Genomic DNA, 14,468 nt, shown 5'->3' with positions numbered 1-14,468 from the left:
GCTCGCGCTGCGCGTTCGGCGCGACGTCTCATTTCTTCGCAGGCTTCTCCGCGGTCGGGGCTTGCGGCTGAGACGGCTTGTCCGCCGTCGGCTGCCGCTCCTTCCAAGCGAACAGGTTCCGATTGTTCCAGGCGACGCGGATCGTCGCGGATTTGAACTCTCGCACCGCCACCTCATAGGTGGTGAAGGCGCCCTCATGGCAAGGCGGCAAGGCCAGCCGCATCGCCAGATTGTCCTTGATCAGGAAGGCGGAGATGTCTTCTGGAGACGGCGCGGTTTCAGAATGGAAAAGGAACCTCAGTTTTACGTTCGTCACCGGATATCGCATCGAAGATATGGAGTAGAACGGTTCTTTTGCGTTGTATTCATCGACCAGATGAATGACAGTCGTTCTCTTGACGATCACATTGAAGAATGCGCCGAAATTCTTGTAAATCGAATGTACTACCTGGTTGGGCAGTATGGTTATGAGCGGATTTCGAGGCAGGGATTCGTTGTAGATCTCGATCACATTGATCGATTTTTCGTTGCCCTGCTTTATGATTTCCCCCTTGATCGAGCGATGTCCGACCTGGGCGTCAAAGACTTGGTGGTCGGGGTCTATCGACGCCTTTTCCCCATCCACCTTGGTGGTCGAATGATAGGCGCCCACGTCGGGTTGGTTGGCGTGGAAGAATTGCTTCCTCGTCAAAATTGCCCGCTTCATGTCGGGCTCGGCGAAGCTTAGGGTGACGTCGGTCTCCAAAACCGACAGTGGGACGCGCGCATTGTCCCAGTATTCGATCGCCTGTCGAACCCAGATGCCCAGCACCACCAAGGGTATGACGCTCGCCGCCAAGAACAGATAGCCGCCGATCGGCACGTCTGGATAGATCGGCGTCGGGATTTGCAGGAGGGCGATGAAGGTGTCGACGGCGTCGTGGGTGCAGACCTTGGGCAGTTCGCCTGCTTGGCCCGCCGCAACAGCGTTCAGCCGGTGGGCCAAGGCAGGGTCGCTGATCGCCACGCATTTTCCATACTCTCGGATCGGCGGCCAAAAGATCGCCGCCCAGCCCGCGATCCAGGTTATGGCGCCCGCCAACCAACCCAGCCTGTCCCACCACCTGCCTTTGAACATCACGCGCCTCCCGGTGGCATAAAGCTCGTTTTCAGCGAACGCGGCAATCCAAAAAGGAAGGGCCAAAAAGCAAAAAGGACAGGGCTGGTGAGGCCCTGTCCCTTTCACTCGCCGTTCGGCGAAAAACCAGCAGCCCGCTGGCGGGGCTTAGATCGTTTCTGTCGCACGCATACTCATTGCCTCGCTTCCAGAGTCGGAAAATACCGACGTTCAGAGCCTAACGGCCCATGATTAAGAAAATCCCTTCGCCGCCGCCGTGTTCCCGACGGTTGGAAGAGAGAGAAGTGGGTGTTCGACATCGACCGCACAAGCGATCTGCTGTTTGACTACTTGTGTTCGGCCGTTTCGGCTAGACCCCTGAGGGCTGAGAAATTCAGAGAAAGAAGTCCCGTGGTAGGCCCGGAGGGACTCGAACCCCCAACCAGACCGTTATGAGCGGTCGGCTCTAACCATTGAGCTACAGGCCCCCAGGGACGCGGCCGAGAGGCGCGGCGCGGCGGGAGGAACGGCCTAGCAGGGGAGGGCGCGGCTTGCCAAGGGCCTGATCTTCGCCGCGTCCGTTTCGGCGAATTCATCAAGATGAACGGAAACCGACATCGACGACCGGACGTTCGTTCAGGCGTAAAAGGCCAAGGTTACGGCCATGGATCGACGACCCCGTCGGTCGGGATCTTCCACGGAGACATCTTCATGAAACGCGCCTTCCAATCCCTGATGCTGGGCGGGGCCCTGACGGCCGCTGCGGTGATGGGCGCCGTCGCGCCGGCTGCGGCCCAGACGGTCCAGCCGGGCGTCCAAATGATGCAGCCTCCGCCCTCGCTGAACCTGTCGGCCTATGGCGAGGTCAAGGCCGCGCCGGACATGGCGACCATCAGTTTCGGCGTCCAGACCGAGGCGGCGACGGCCCAGGAGGCGATGCGCGACAATGCGACCCGCATGACCCAGGTCATGGCCGCCCTGCGCCGCGCCGGGATCGCCGAGCGCGATGTCCAGACCTCGGGCCTGAACCTGTCGGCGCAATATGACTATCAGCAGAACGAACCGCCCAAGCTGCGCGGCTATCAGGCCGTGAATCGGGTGACGGTGACGATCAACGACCTGACCAAGGTCGGGACCACCGCCGACGCCGTGGTGGCCGCCGGGGTCAATCAGATCGACGGCATCAGCTTCGGCCTGAAGGATCCCTCGGCGGCCGAGGACCAGGCGCGCCGACAGGCCGTGCAGGCGCTTCAGGCCAAGGCTCAGCTGTACGCCCAGGCCCTGAACGTCCAGCTGGCGGGCATCCGCAACCTGAGCGAAGGCGGCGGCTATGCGCCCCAGCCGCCGCAGCCGATGTTCGCCGCCCGCGCCGTGGCGATGGAAAGCCGTGACAGCACGCCGGTGGCCGCCGGCGAACTGACGGTGCGGATCGACATCACCGGCGTCTACGACATCGCCCGCTGATCCCGGGCGCAGAATGAGAAAGGCCCGCCGTCGCCGGCGGGCCTTTTTGCATCGGCGTCGATCTCGGCTCAGGCCGGGCGCTTGATCTCGTTATCATCGTCCAGCAGCACGACATTGGGCGTCCACTGGCGGGCTTCTTCCTGGGGCAGCTGGCCGTAGGTGACGACGATCACCTTGTCGTTCTTCTGGACCAGGCGCGCGGCGGCGCCGTTGACGCCGATGACCCTGGAGCCGCGCGGGGCCTCTATGGCGTAGGTGGTGAAACGGGCGCCGTTGGTGATGTTCAGCACATCGACCTGTTCGTTCGGATAGATTCCGGCCGCGTCCAGCAGGTCCATGTCGATGGCGATCGACCCCTCGTAATCGAGGTCGGCCTGGGTCACCGTGGCCCGGTGCAGCTTGGACTTCATCAGGGTGACCAGCATGGACGGCGGTCTCCGAAATAGGACACGGGGCGATAGGCCCCCGCTCGCAGGCGGCTCATATAGGGATTTCCGCCCTCCGCATCAATCGCGGCACCGCATCGCAACCGCGGCCGTGTGCGGCGCCGAACTGCGCCCGCACGTTGCACGACGTTCATTTGACGGTGACTGTTCCCGCTCTATGGTGCGGCTGAGCCATTCCGGCCTCTTGCGAGCGCGCCTTTTCCCATGAAGCAATTCTTTCTGACGGTTCTGGGGGTTTTCACCGGACTGATCCTGTTCGTCGTCGTGGTCCCGGTCGTTCTGCTGACGGTCGCCATCGCCGGCGCCTCCAAGCCGACGACGCCCGCGACCATGGTGCTGGAACTGGACCTGCGCGAGGGGATCAGCGACCAGCCCTCGACCAATCCGTTCGCGGCCTTCGGGGGATCGGGCCTGTCGGTGACCCAGGTGGTGGACGGTCTGGCCCAGGCCCAGGAGGACGCCGGCGTCAAGGCCGTGCTGGTCCGCCTGCCGGAAAGCGGCATGACCCCGGCCTCGGCGGATGAGCTGCGCCAGGCGATCCGCCGCTTCCGCGCCTCGGGCAAGCCGGTCATCGCTCACAGCCAGGGCTTCGCCCCTGCGGGCGCGGTGATGTCCACCTATATGGTCGGCGCCTCGGCGTCTGAACTGTGGATGCAGAACACCGCCGGCTTCCAGGCCACCGGCTTCTCGGCCGACAGTCTGTTCCTGGGCCGGGCGTTCGACAAATACGGCGTCCGCGCCGATTTCGAGCAGCGCTACGAATACAAGAACGCCGTCAACGAATACACCCAGAGCGACTACACCCCCGCCCACCGCGAGGCCATGACGGCCTGGATGACGTCGCTGTACGACAGCGCCCTGGCCAACGCCGCCCAGGACCGCAAGACGACCTCGGCCGCCCTGAAGACGGTGATCGAGGCCGGCCCCTATTCGGCGGAACAGGCCCTTTCGAACAAGCTGGTCGACAAGATCGGCCAGGTCGAGGAGGCCGAGGCCGAGATCAAGCGCCGCGCCGGCAAGGGCGCCGAGATCGTCGAATTCGGCAAATACGTCTCTGAAAAGGGCGAACGGACCGGATCGGGCCGCAACGCCATAGCCATCGTCGGCGGGGAAGGGGCGATCGTGACCGGCCGCAGCGACGGCGGCGGCTTCGGCGGCGGCTCCTCCATCCATTCGGACGATACGGCCGAAGCCATCTATGACGCCATCGAGGACAAGAGCGTGAAGGCCATCGTCTTCCGCGTCTCCTCGCCCGGCGGCTCGCCCGAGGCGTCGGAACAGATCCTGGCCGCCGTGCGCGCGGCCAAGGCCGCCGGCAAGCCGGTGGTGGTCTCCATGGGCGCCTACGCCGCCTCGGGCGGCTATTGGATCAGCTCCGAAGCCGACTGGATCGTGGCCCAGCCCTCGACACTGACCGGCTCGATCGGCGTGTTCGGCGGCAAGTTCGTGATCGCCGACGCCCTGGGCCGGTTCGGCGTGGACATGCGCGAGCTGACCGTGGGCGGTTCCTACGCCGACGCCTTCTCCCCGACCCAGCCCTTCACCAACAGCCAGCGCGCGGCCTTTGCGGCCTCCATGGACCGGATCTACGACGACTTCATCACGCGCGTCGCCACCGGCCGCAAGCTGGAGCCGGCGCGGGTGCGCGAGATCGCCAGGGGCAGGGTCTGGACCGGCGCCCAGGCCCTGCCTCTGGGTCTGGTCGATCAGCTGGGCGGGCTGAACGAGGCGGTGGCCAAGGCCAAGGCCCTGGCCAAGATTCCGGCCGGCGAGTCGGTCCGCTTCAAACATTTCCCCAAGCAGAAGTCGCCGTGGGAGGCCCTGTCGGAAATGTTCGGGGTCCAGAGCGAGGCGGCCCAGGCCCTGGTCATGCTGGGCGGGGTCATGGCCGACCCTCAGGCCCAGGCCGTCATGCGCCGCATCGAGGGCGAGCGGATGCGCAGCGAGGGCGCGGTCGTGCTGGCCGATCAGCCGGTCTTCTGAAGGAGGCGTGACGATCCATCGCACACAGGCGTGAGGGGGCGCTCCATTGACCGCACGTCTCAATGGACCGACATTGAGGCTTGGGCGTTCTGCGGAACGTCTGAAAGGATGATCCATGTTCCAGTCTGAACGTCTCGCCTCCCTGGGCGTCGCGGCCCGTCGCCGGCCCAACGGCCTGGTCGCCTCCATCCTGTGGGTCGCCGGCCTGATCGCCGCCGTCGCCGCCATGGCGGTGGGCGCTGTTCTGGCCGTCTTCACCGCCGCCGCGGTGGCCGTGATCGCCCTGTTCGCCGGCGTGCTGGTCTTTCTGGCCGGTCTGGCCATGCGGGCGCGCCGCAACCTGACCCCGCGCCGTCGCGCCGGAGACCCCGAGCTGATCGAGGCGCACAAGGTCAACGGCACCTGGGTCGCCTACGGCTGGGACCGCCACGGCCGCTGAGGCCCCCTGAACCATGGTTGAGCTGATCGCGGCGCCCTCGCCGAACTTCGATGCGCGCCGGGCGCCGCCCGATATGCTGGTCCTGCACTATACCGGGATGGAGACCGGCGAGGCCGCCCTGGCGCGGCTGCGCGACCCGGAGGCCAAGGTCTCGGCCCATTATCTGGTCGAGGAGGACGGCCGCATCTTCCAGCTGGCGCCCGAGGAACGGCGCGCCTGGCACGCCGGCCGGGGCGTCTGGCGGGGCGAAGACGACTGCAACGCCGTCTCCATCGGCATAGAGATCGTCAATCCGGGCCATGAGTTCGGCTATCGCCCCTTTCCCGAGGCCCAGATCGCCGCGGTGATCGCCCTGATCGGCGAGATCCGCCAGCGCTGGACCATCCCGGACAACCGCATCATCGGCCATTCCGACCTGGCGCCGGATCGCAAGACCGATCCCGGCGAACTCTTTCCCTGGAACCGGCTGGCCGAGGCCGGACACGGCCTGTGGTTCGAACCGGCGCCCGAACGGGTCAAGGCCCTGGGCGGCCTGCTGCAGAAGGGCGACCAGGGGATCGGGGTCGTGGTCCTGCGCGCCGGCCTGCACCGGCTGGGCTATGGGCTGGCGCCCGGCGGCGACTATGACGCCGAGACCGAGACCACCGTCCGCGCCTTCCAGCGCCACTGGCGGCCCGGGCGCGTCGACGGCGTCGCCGACGGCGAGACCCGCGCCCGTCTGGTCGGCCTGCTGCAGCTGGCCAGCGTCGAGAGCGTCACGGGCGTGCTGGATTAGTAGGTTCGCGCGCGCGCCGTCGCCGCCAGCAGTCCGACCCCCAGCCAGGCGCCCAGGATCGGGCTCATGCCCACCCCGACCAAGGGAACCGGAAAGGCGCCGAACAAGGGCGTGACCGCCCAGGCGGCCAGACACAGGCTCAGTGCGGCGCCGGCCAGCTTCAGTCTGGCGTCAGGCCGGGTCAGGGCGGCCGGAACCGCTGCGAAGACGGCCAGAAGGATCAGGGCCAGACCGCCGATCAGCGGAGAGACTTGGAAGGCCAGGCCGACGATCTCCTCCACCTCGGCCACCGGCTGCAACGGATCGGGCCGCATCCAGGCCGCTGCGGCCGCAACGCCGGCGAACAGGATCAAGGCGGCCTTCACTCCACGGCCGGGCGCACGAAAGGCGGCGACCAGGATCAGGACCGCCGCCAGGGTCGTGGTCTGAGAAGCGTCCGGCTGGGCGACCAGCAGGATCAGGGCTGCGACGGCGGCGCCCCAGATCGCCCGACGATCCTCGGCCGCCGCCAGCACGACCGACAGGGACGGCAGGACGACCATGGCGATATTGACGTGCAGCGGCCCGGCGTCGATCCAGCGATGCACCCCCTCCTGGGCTGGATTGAAGAAGCTGGCCGCCAGCCCCGCCACGGCCAGTCCGGCGACCGCCAGCGCCGCCCCCGGCGAGACGATGCGCCGCCCCGCCGCCGCCAGGGCAGCGGCGATCACCGCCCCGACCAGCCAGGCCGCCAGGTTCCGTCCCCAGGAGGCCGCCGATACGCCGCTGAGGGCGCAGACGGCGGCGCCCAATCCCACGGCGGCCAGGGACGCCAGGCCGAATACCGCCATCAGCCGCACGCTCTTGTTCGTCGCCGTCTTCGTCATGGTCTCGCCCTTCCAGCCACGCCCAGCAGTCACGGCGCCCCCGGTCTCGTCAAGCCGCGAATGATCCGCCTGCTGTTGACCTGGGCGGCCGGGCGGCGCATCTAGCCCCCGCCAGACGGCCGGGCGGTCGCGGCGGACTTCGCGTCCGTCGAGGAAAGTCCGGGCTCCACGGTGAAAAGGCGGCGGATAACTTCCGCCCGGGGCGACCCGAGGGATAGCGCCACAGAAAGCAAACCGCCTCCCGTTCGCGGGCGGCAAGGGTGAAAGGGTGGGGTAAGAGCCCACCGCGGACCTGGCGACAGGGACGGCATGGCAAGCCCCGCCTGGAGCAAGACCAAATAGGGACATCGTGCGGGGTTCGCCTCGCGGGGCTCACCGCCCTGGATGTCCGGGTAGGTCGCGAGAACCGTTCAGCAATGGACGGTCCAGAGGAATGATCGTCGCCGTCCTTCGGGGCGGAACAAAACCCGGCTTACAGGCCGTCTGGCATATCTTTTTTTGAGGGCCTATCGGCCTTCGGCCTACTTGAGGCCTTTCGTTTGGGCGGCGCGTCTTCAGCCCGCTTGAGGCAGTTGCTTCCATCCCCATCTTTCGCCGCCGGATCGGGCCGTCCACACGGCGGCGCCCGTTAACCTCTTGTGGGCGCTGGACTGCCTAGACTGATCCACAGCCTGTGAATAATTTGCAAGTTCCGCTTATGTTCTCTCCGTCGGAGCGACTTCAAGTCCAATCGCGTGAAAACATGGTTAAGTAACACTGCTGATCCCATTGAGACCCATTTCATCCCATGCTATCCCACTCTCATGAGATGGGGCTGAGAGGCGGGCGCGGCGGGCGTTCGTCAGGCATCTAAGGGACGGGCCGAAGGGTTCGATTGGGCAGGGCGTGTTTCTCTCGACCTACGAGAAGCAGCTGGACGGCAAACGCCGTCTCCTGATCCCCAATGATTTCCGCACGGCCGAAAACGGCGCGGCCGGCGGCGTCTTCATCTTTCCCTCCATCGAGGCCGACTGTCTGGAAGCGGGCGGCGACCGTCTGTTCGCCGTCTATGCCGAGATGATCGAATCCCTGCCGTTCGGCTCCGAGGAACGTTCGGCCCTGGAATGGCAGGTGATGGGCGAACAGGTCCGCCTGGCCTATGACGCGGGCGGCCGCATCACCCTGCCCGAATCCCTGTGCGCCGAGGCGGGTCTGGAGGACACGGTCGTCATCGTCGGCTTGAACGACCGGTTCCAGATCTGGTCGCGCGAGAAGTGGGCGGCCCGTCGCGCCGAACAGCGCGCCCTGGCCAAGGCCGGCATGGCCCAGATCGGCGCTCTGAAACTGGCGGCCCAGATGAAGCTGGCAGGAGGCGGTTCGTGACTGAAGCGCCCCACGCCCCCGTCCTGCTCGCCGAGGTGATCGAGGCTCTTAAGCCCGCGCCCGGCGAGGTCGTGATTGACGCCACCTTCGGCGCCGGCGGCTATACGCGCGCCATTCTGGCGACCGGCGCCGCCGTGATCGCCCTGGATCGCGATCCGACGGTTCAGCCCCACGCCGACGCCGTGGCCGCCGACTTCCCCGACCGGTTCCAACTGGTCCGCACTCCCTTCTCGGGCCTGGCCCAAGCTTTTGCCGACAGCGGCAAGGCCCGGCTGGACGGCGCCGTCTTCGACATCGGCGTCTCGTCGATGCAGCTGGATCAGGCCGAGCGCGGCTTCTCCTTCATGCGCGACGGCCCGCTGGACATGCGGATGTCGGATGAGGGCGAGACCGCCGCCGACATCGTCAACGGCTGGGACCACGGCCCCCTGGCCCACATCTTTAAACTGTACGGCGAAGAGCGTCAGTCGGGGCGGGTCGCCACCGCCATCCTGCGTCGCCGGGTCGAACAGCCCTTCACCCGCACCCTGGACCTGGCCGAGGTGGTCGAAAAGGCATTGGGCGGCCGTCGCGGCGCGCCGATCCATCCGGCCACGCGTGTTTTCCAGGCCCTGCGCATCGCCGTGAACGACGAACTGGGCGAGCTGGAGCGCGGGCTGGAGGCGGCCGAGGCGACCCTGGCCCCCGGCGGCCGTCTGGCCGTCGTCACCTTCCATTCGCTGGAGGACCGGATCGTGAAGGCCTTCCTGACCGAACGGACGGGCAATACGCCCGCCGGATCACGTCACGCCCCGATCGCCGTCGACCCGCGCAAGCCCAGCTTCGCCCTTCAGTTCAAGGGCGCGCGCGAAGCGGGCGAGGCGGAACGCGCCGCCAACCCGCGCGCCCGTTCGGCGAAGCTGCGGGCGGCGATCCGCACCGAGGCCCCGGCCTGGGCGCCCGAAAAGACGAGGATGGCGGCATGACCACGGCGCCCTTCTTCGGCTACTCCCGCAACGCCCTGCAGCGGCTGTTCGACTGGAAGATCCGCGGCGTCCGCTGGATCGAGATCATCGGCGTGGCCCTGGTCGCGGTGATGATCGTCTCGGTCTATGCGGCCAAGGCCGCCGCCGCGCGCGAAAGCAGCCGCATCGCCCAGCTGGAACAGGATATCCGCGAAAACCGCCAGCGGGTCCGCCTGCTGCGCGCCGAGGTGGCCCGCCTGGAACAGCCCGCCCGGCTGGAAAATCTGTCGCGCCAGATCGGCATGGCTCCGGTCGACGTCCGTCGCCAGGCCGATGAAGCCCAGTTGCCGCACCTGAAGTCGGCCGCCGCGCCCGCGTCCCCGGCTCAGCCTCAGGCCGCCGCCCCGTCCGCCGACGCCCCATCCGATGAGGCGGCGCAATGACGGTTCAGGATCATCGCTATCACCGGCCGGCGCCGGGCGTGGATCTGCAAGGCCGGTTGTCGCCCTTCTGGCGCTGGCTGTCGGAACTGGTCTGGCGGCTGGAGCACGGCTTCGAACGCGCCCGCGCCGACGCCCGCCCGGAAGAGGACACCCGCGTCCGCATCTTCCTGATCCTGATCGTCTTCTCCTGCGTCTTCGCCGGTCTGGCGCTGGGGGCCTCCTACCGGGCCCTGTTGGCCCCGGCCGGCGCCCGCGGGTCCGGCGCCAGCCCCGACGCCCTGGTGCGCGGCGACCTGACGGACCGCAACGGCGAGCTGCTGGCGATCAACATCGTCCACTACGGCCTCTATATCGACCCGGCGGAGATCTGGGACCGCGGCCTGGCCTATCGCCAGCTGCGCCGCGCCCTGCCGCGCATTCCGGCCGAGCGGCTTCGGCGGGTGCTGGACGGCGACCGCCGCCTGATCGTGTTGACCGGTCTGACGCCCCAGGAGAAGGCCGCCGTCCACGATCTGGCCCTGGGCGGCGTCACCTTCGAGCCCGAAGATCGCCGCGCCTATCCGCTGGGAACCTCCGCCGTTCACCTGATCGGCGACGCCGATACGGGCGGGCAGGGGATCTCCGGCGCCGAACTGGCCTTCAACGACGAGATCCGGGCGGCGGGCCAGCGCGGCGAAAGCTTCCCCCTGTCGATCGACCTGCGGGTGCAGGGGGTGGTCGAGAACGAACTGGCCGCTGCGGCGATCAAGAACCAGGCCAAGGGCGCGGTCGCCATCGTCACCGACGTCCAGACCGGCGAGGTCCTGGCCATGGCCAGCTGGCCCAACTTCAGCCAGTCGAACCGCGGCGCGGCGCCCGACGGCGCGACCCTGAACCGGGCGGTGTCGGGCCACTATGAAATGGGCTCGGTCTTCAAGACCTTTACGGTGGCGGCCGGTCTCGACACCGGCCGGGCGGACATGGGCACCCTGTTCGACGCCTCCGAGGCGTTCCAGATCGGCGACCGCAAGATCAAGGACTTCCACGCCCAGAACCGGGTCATGACCCTGGAAGAGGTCTATCTGCACTCGTCCAACATCGGCACGTCCCAGCTGGCGGTGCAGATGGGGCCGGACACGATGCGCGACTATTTCCGGCGCCTGGGGCTGCTGGACGCCTCCACCATCGAGCTGAAGGAATCGGCCCGACCGGTCCTGCCGCGTCGCTGGGACAACTCGACCCTGGCCTCGCTCTCCTTCGGCTACGGCATCATGATCACCCCGGCCCAGATGGTTCAGGCCATGGGCGCCCTGACCAACGGCGGGCGGATGGTGCCCCTGTCCCTGCGTCGCGGCGGCGCGCGCGGCGCCAAGCCGCAGCAGATCGTCACCGAGGACACCTCGCGGGCGGTGCTGGAGCTGATGCGCGCCAATGTGGTCAAGGGCTCGGGCGGTTTCGCCGACGCGCCGGGGCTTCGTGTCGGGGGCAAGACGGGCTCGGCCAACAAGCTGGTCAACGGCCGCTATGACCCCAGCCACGCCCTGGGCTCCTTCGCCGCCGTCTTCCCCGTGGACGGGCCTCTGACCGCCAAACGCTACGCCGTCTTCGTCCTGATGGACGAGCCGGGAACCTATCCCAAGACCGGCGCCTATGTGGCCGCGCCCGCCGTGCGCAACATCGCCGACCGGATCGCCGGCTTCCTGGGCGTCGAGCGCCGCGCCGACCGCTGGCGCACGGCCTCGGGCGAGAAGATCCCGCAATATCAGGACGTGCAGGGGGACGGGCTGTGAGCGCGCTTCACCTGTCCGATCTGCTGCGCCGCGACCTGGCGTCCGATCCGATCATCACCGGCGTGACCGCCGACAGCCGCAAGGTCGCGCCCGGCGCCCTGTTCGTCGCCCTGCCGGGTACGACGGCCGACGGCCGCGCCTTCATTCCCCAGGCCCTGGCCCAGGGGGCGGCGGCGGTGCTGGCGCCCAGCGACACGCCCGACGGCGCGGCGCCGGTCCTGGTCACTTCGGGCGACGTGCGCCGGACCTACGCCATCGCCGCGCGCAGCTTCTACGGCGCTCAGCCCAAGACCTGCGTGGCGGTGACGGGCACCAACGGCAAGACCTCGGTCGCCGCCTTCTGCCGCCAGATCTGGGCCGGCCTGGGCCACAAGTCGGCCAGCATGGGCACCTTGGGCGTCGTCGGTCAGAAGGGGGACAAGACCTACGCCCTGACCGGCCCCGGCCTGACCAGCCCCGACGCGGCCGAGGCCGCCCGCCTGATGGCCGAGCTGGCCGCCAAGGACGTGACCCATGTGGCGGTCGAGGCCTCGTCTCACGGCATCGACCAGCGCCGTCTGGACGGGGTGGCCCTGACGGCGGCGGCCTTCACCAACCTGACCCAGGACCATCTCGACTATCACGGCACCATGGACGCCTATCGCGCCGCCAAGCTGCGCCTGTTCGAGGCCCTGCTGCCGCGCGGCCGCACGGCGGTGCTGAACGCCGATTCCGACGCCTATTCCGCCTTCGCCGCCGCCTCCATCATGGCGGGCCTGGGGGTCATGGGCGTGGGCGAACGCGGGCGCGACCTGACCCTGATCGGCCGCCAGGCGACGCCGGAGGGCCAGCGCCTGACCCTGGACGTGCAGGGCGAGGTGCGCGACATCCTGCTGCCCCTGGCCGGCGCCTTCCAGGCCTCGAACGCCCTGGTGGCGGCGGGCCTGTGCATCGCCGCCGGCGACCGCCCCGACGCCGTCATCGGCGCCCTGGAAGGCCTGACCGGCGCGCAAGGCCGGCTGCAACGGATCGGCGCCGAGACGGGACGCGGCGAGGTCTATGTCGACTACGCCCATACGCCGGACGGGCTGGAGACGGTGCTGACCGCCCTGCGCCCCCATGCGACCGGCCGTCTGATCGTGGTCTTCGGCGCCGGCGGCGACCGGGATCGCGGCAAACGGCCCCTGATGGGCGAGATCGCCGCGCGTCTGGCCGACGTCGCCATCGTCACCGACGACAATCCCCGCTCCGAAGACCCCGCCGCCATCCGCGCCCAGGTCCGCGCCGGCTGCCCTGACGCCTTCGAGATCGGCGACCGCCGCGCGGCCATAGAGGCGGCGATCGAGATGATGCGCGACGGAGATGTGGTGGTCATCGCCGGAAAAGGGCATGAACAGGGCCAGATCGTCGGCGGGACGACTCATCCCTTCGACGACGCCACCGTCGCGTCCGAGGCCCTGTCTTTGTATGCCTGATACACCCGCCCGCCCGCTCTGGACGGCCGCCGAGATCGCCGCCGCCACGGGCGGCGTGCTGCACGGCGACGACCGCCCCGTCACGGGTCTGACCTACAACAGCCGCGAGATCGTCCCCGGCGACCTGTTCCTGGCCCTGAAGGGCGCGCGAGACGGGCATGAGTTCGCAGCCTCCGCCTTCGCCGCCGGCGCGGCGGCCGCCCTGGTCGAACGGCCGGTCGAGGGCGGACCCTATGTCGTGGTCCCCGACACCCTGCACGGGCTGGAGGCCCTGGGCGTCGCCGCCCGCGAGCGCGCCCCCCAGGTCAAGCGCGGCGCCGTCACCGGCAGCGTCGGCAAGACCAGCGTGACCCAGGCGATCAAGGCGGGGCTTGATCTGGCCGGCCCGGCCCACGCCTCGATCAAGAGCTACAACAACCATATCGGCGTGCCCCTGACCCTGGCGCGCATGCCGGTCGAGACCCGGCGCGCCGTCTTCGAGATCGGCATGAACGCCCCCGGCGAGATCGCGCCCCTGTCGCGCTTCGTCGCCCCCCACGCGGCCTGCGTCACCACGGTCGGTCCGGTCCATATCGAGGCCTTCTCGGATGGAGAGGCGGGGGTGGCGCGCGAAAAGGCCGCCATCTTCCAGGGCCTGGTCCCCGGCGGGACGGCGGTGGCCAACGGCGACGTCGCCTTCTCGGGCCTGCTGTGCGACGCGGCCAGGGCGGTCGGGGCGCGCCTCGTGACCTTCGGGACCGATCCGGGCCATGACGCCCGCCTCAAGGACTTCCGCCCGGACGCCGAAGGGGCGACGGTCTTCGCAGACCTGTTCGGCCAGCCGCTGGAGTACCGCCTGGCCCAGTCCGGCGCCCATTGGGGCCTGAACAGCCTGTGCGTCCTGCTGATGCTGGACGCTCTGGACGTGGCGCTGGACACGGGACTTCAGGCCCTGGCCGGCTTCCAGCCCCTGGCGGGACGCGGCCAGACCCGCGCCGTCGCCGTCCCCGGCGGCGCCTTCACCCTGATCGACGAAAGCTACAACGCCAATCCCCTGTCGATGACGGCGGGCTTCAAGAGCCTGGCCGCCCGCCCCGCCGCCGGCCGCCGCATCGCGGTCCTGACCGACATGCTGGAGCTGGGCGACCAGAGCCGCGACCTGCACGAGGGCCTGGCCCAGCCGATCGAGGCCGCCGGCCTGGACCTGGTCCATGCGGCCGGTCCCCAGATGCGTCATCTGTACGACGCCCTGCCGGTCTCGCGACGCGGCCTGTGGCGCGAAACCGCCGCCGAACTCGCCGCCGAGGCGTCCGTGCTGGCGGGCCCCGGCGATATCGTCATGGTCAAGGGATCGAACGGGTCCAGGGCGTCCCTGGTCGCCAAGGCCCTGGCCGATCTTCAAACCGCCCCTTCAAGCCCTGACACGCCCCCGGCGACCCGATAGAGAC

At 68.6% G+C, this 14,468-nt stretch carries 13 protein-coding genes, 1 tRNA gene and 1 other RNA gene; 11 read left to right on the top strand and 4 right to left on the bottom strand.

The annotated features are described in order from the left end of the window. Positions 1-28 precede the first annotated feature (28 nt). Both AC07XS_RS01200 and AC07XS_RS01195 read right to left on the bottom strand, forming a co-directional pair. Complete coding sequence (locus AC07XS_RS01200; RefSeq protein ID WP_054766452.1) at positions 29-1,117, bottom strand: hypothetical protein; 1,089 nt, start codon at positions 1,115-1,117, stop codon at positions 29-31. A gap of 391 nt (positions 1,118-1,508) precedes the next feature. After that, a tRNA-Ile gene (locus AC07XS_RS01195) sits at positions 1,509-1,584 on the bottom strand. Between the two features lie 223 nt (positions 1,585-1,807). Here AC07XS_RS01195 and AC07XS_RS01190 point away from each other — a divergent pair. After that, entirely contained in the window at positions 1,808-2,560 is a 753-nt protein-coding gene (locus tag AC07XS_RS01190; protein WP_182713309.1) for an SIMPL domain-containing protein, read from the top strand. 68 nt (positions 2,561-2,628) lie between these two features. Here the strand turns inward: AC07XS_RS01190 and panD are convergent, their stop codons facing one another. Next, complete coding sequence (gene panD / locus AC07XS_RS01185; protein ID WP_152950811.1) at positions 2,629-2,985, bottom strand: aspartate 1-decarboxylase; 357 nt, start codon at positions 2,983-2,985, stop codon at positions 2,629-2,631. A 225-nt stretch (positions 2,986-3,210) separates the two neighbouring features. On the opposite strand from panD, the gene sppA reads away from it, so the two are divergent. The 3 genes from sppA to AC07XS_RS01170 all read left to right on the top strand — a co-directional run bounded on the left by sppA (position 3,211) and on the right by AC07XS_RS01170 (position 6,203). Continuing rightward, positions 3,211-4,989 (top strand): signal peptide peptidase SppA, encoded by a 1,779-nt coding sequence (gene sppA, locus AC07XS_RS01180; RefSeq protein ID WP_152950810.1) that lies wholly within the window; start codon positions 3,211-3,213, stop codon positions 4,987-4,989. A 115-nt stretch (positions 4,990-5,104) separates the two neighbouring features. Next, the gene (locus AC07XS_RS01175; RefSeq protein WP_054766448.1) at positions 5,105-5,428 is read left to right on the top strand and encodes a hypothetical protein; all 324 of its coding nucleotides are present in this window, start codon (positions 5,105-5,107) and stop codon (positions 5,426-5,428) included. A gap of 13 nt (positions 5,429-5,441) precedes the next feature. Continuing rightward, positions 5,442-6,203, top strand: a complete 762-nt coding sequence (locus AC07XS_RS01170) for a peptidoglycan recognition protein family protein (protein ID WP_182713310.1) — start codon at positions 5,442-5,444, stop codon at positions 6,201-6,203. On the opposite strand, the gene AC07XS_RS01165 is transcribed toward AC07XS_RS01170, so the two are convergent. Beyond that, entirely contained in the window at positions 6,200-7,069 is an 870-nt protein-coding gene (locus AC07XS_RS01165) for a hypothetical protein (protein WP_182713311.1), read from the bottom strand. The two genes, AC07XS_RS01170 and AC07XS_RS01165, sit on opposite strands and share 4 nt — an antisense overlap. A 111-nt stretch (positions 7,070-7,180) precedes the next feature. On the opposite strand from AC07XS_RS01165, the gene rnpB reads away from it, so the two are divergent. The 7 genes from rnpB (at position 7,181) to AC07XS_RS01130 (ending at position 14,464) form a co-directional block, all read left to right on the top strand. Further along, positions 7,181-7,560, top strand: an RNA gene (rnpB, locus tag AC07XS_RS01160) — RNase P RNA component class A. A gap of 394 nt (positions 7,561-7,954) precedes the next feature. After that, positions 7,955-8,431 (top strand): division/cell wall cluster transcriptional repressor MraZ, encoded by a 477-nt coding sequence (locus tag AC07XS_RS01155; RefSeq protein ID WP_054766445.1) that lies wholly within the window; start codon positions 7,955-7,957, stop codon positions 8,429-8,431. After that, the gene (gene rsmH, locus AC07XS_RS01150) at positions 8,428-9,396 is read left to right on the top strand and encodes a 16S rRNA (cytosine(1402)-N(4))-methyltransferase RsmH (protein ID WP_182713312.1); all 969 of its coding nucleotides are present in this window, start codon (positions 8,428-8,430) and stop codon (positions 9,394-9,396) included. The genes AC07XS_RS01155 and rsmH overlap by 4 nt, the downstream gene beginning before the upstream one ends. Then, positions 9,393-9,818: a cell division protein FtsL gene (ftsL, locus tag AC07XS_RS01145; protein ID WP_182713313.1), complete on the top strand. Its 426-nt coding sequence runs from the start codon at positions 9,393-9,395 to the stop codon at positions 9,816-9,818. The genes rsmH and ftsL overlap by 4 nt, the downstream gene beginning before the upstream one ends. Next, a complete protein-coding gene (locus tag AC07XS_RS01140) occupies positions 9,815-11,587 on the top strand; it encodes a peptidoglycan D,D-transpeptidase FtsI family protein (RefSeq protein WP_054766442.1) in 1,773 nt (590 codons plus the stop codon). Before ftsL ends, AC07XS_RS01140 begins: the two co-directional genes overlap by 4 nt. After that, positions 11,584-13,041 (top strand): UDP-N-acetylmuramoyl-L-alanyl-D-glutamate--2,6-diaminopimelate ligase, encoded by a 1,458-nt coding sequence (locus AC07XS_RS01135; RefSeq protein ID WP_054766441.1) that lies wholly within the window; start codon positions 11,584-11,586, stop codon positions 13,039-13,041. Before AC07XS_RS01140 ends, AC07XS_RS01135 begins: the two co-directional genes overlap by 4 nt. Next, entirely contained in the window at positions 13,034-14,464 is a 1,431-nt protein-coding gene (locus AC07XS_RS01130; protein ID WP_182713314.1) for a UDP-N-acetylmuramoyl-tripeptide--D-alanyl-D-alanine ligase, read from the top strand. The genes AC07XS_RS01135 and AC07XS_RS01130 overlap by 8 nt, the downstream gene beginning before the upstream one ends. The last annotated feature ends 4 nt before the right edge of the window (positions 14,465-14,468 follow it).

This window comes from Brevundimonas sp. GW456-12-10-14-LB3 (assembly GCF_059424365.1).
Note: the sequence above shows the minus strand (reverse complement) of the source record. Positions and strands in the feature narration are given on the sequence as shown.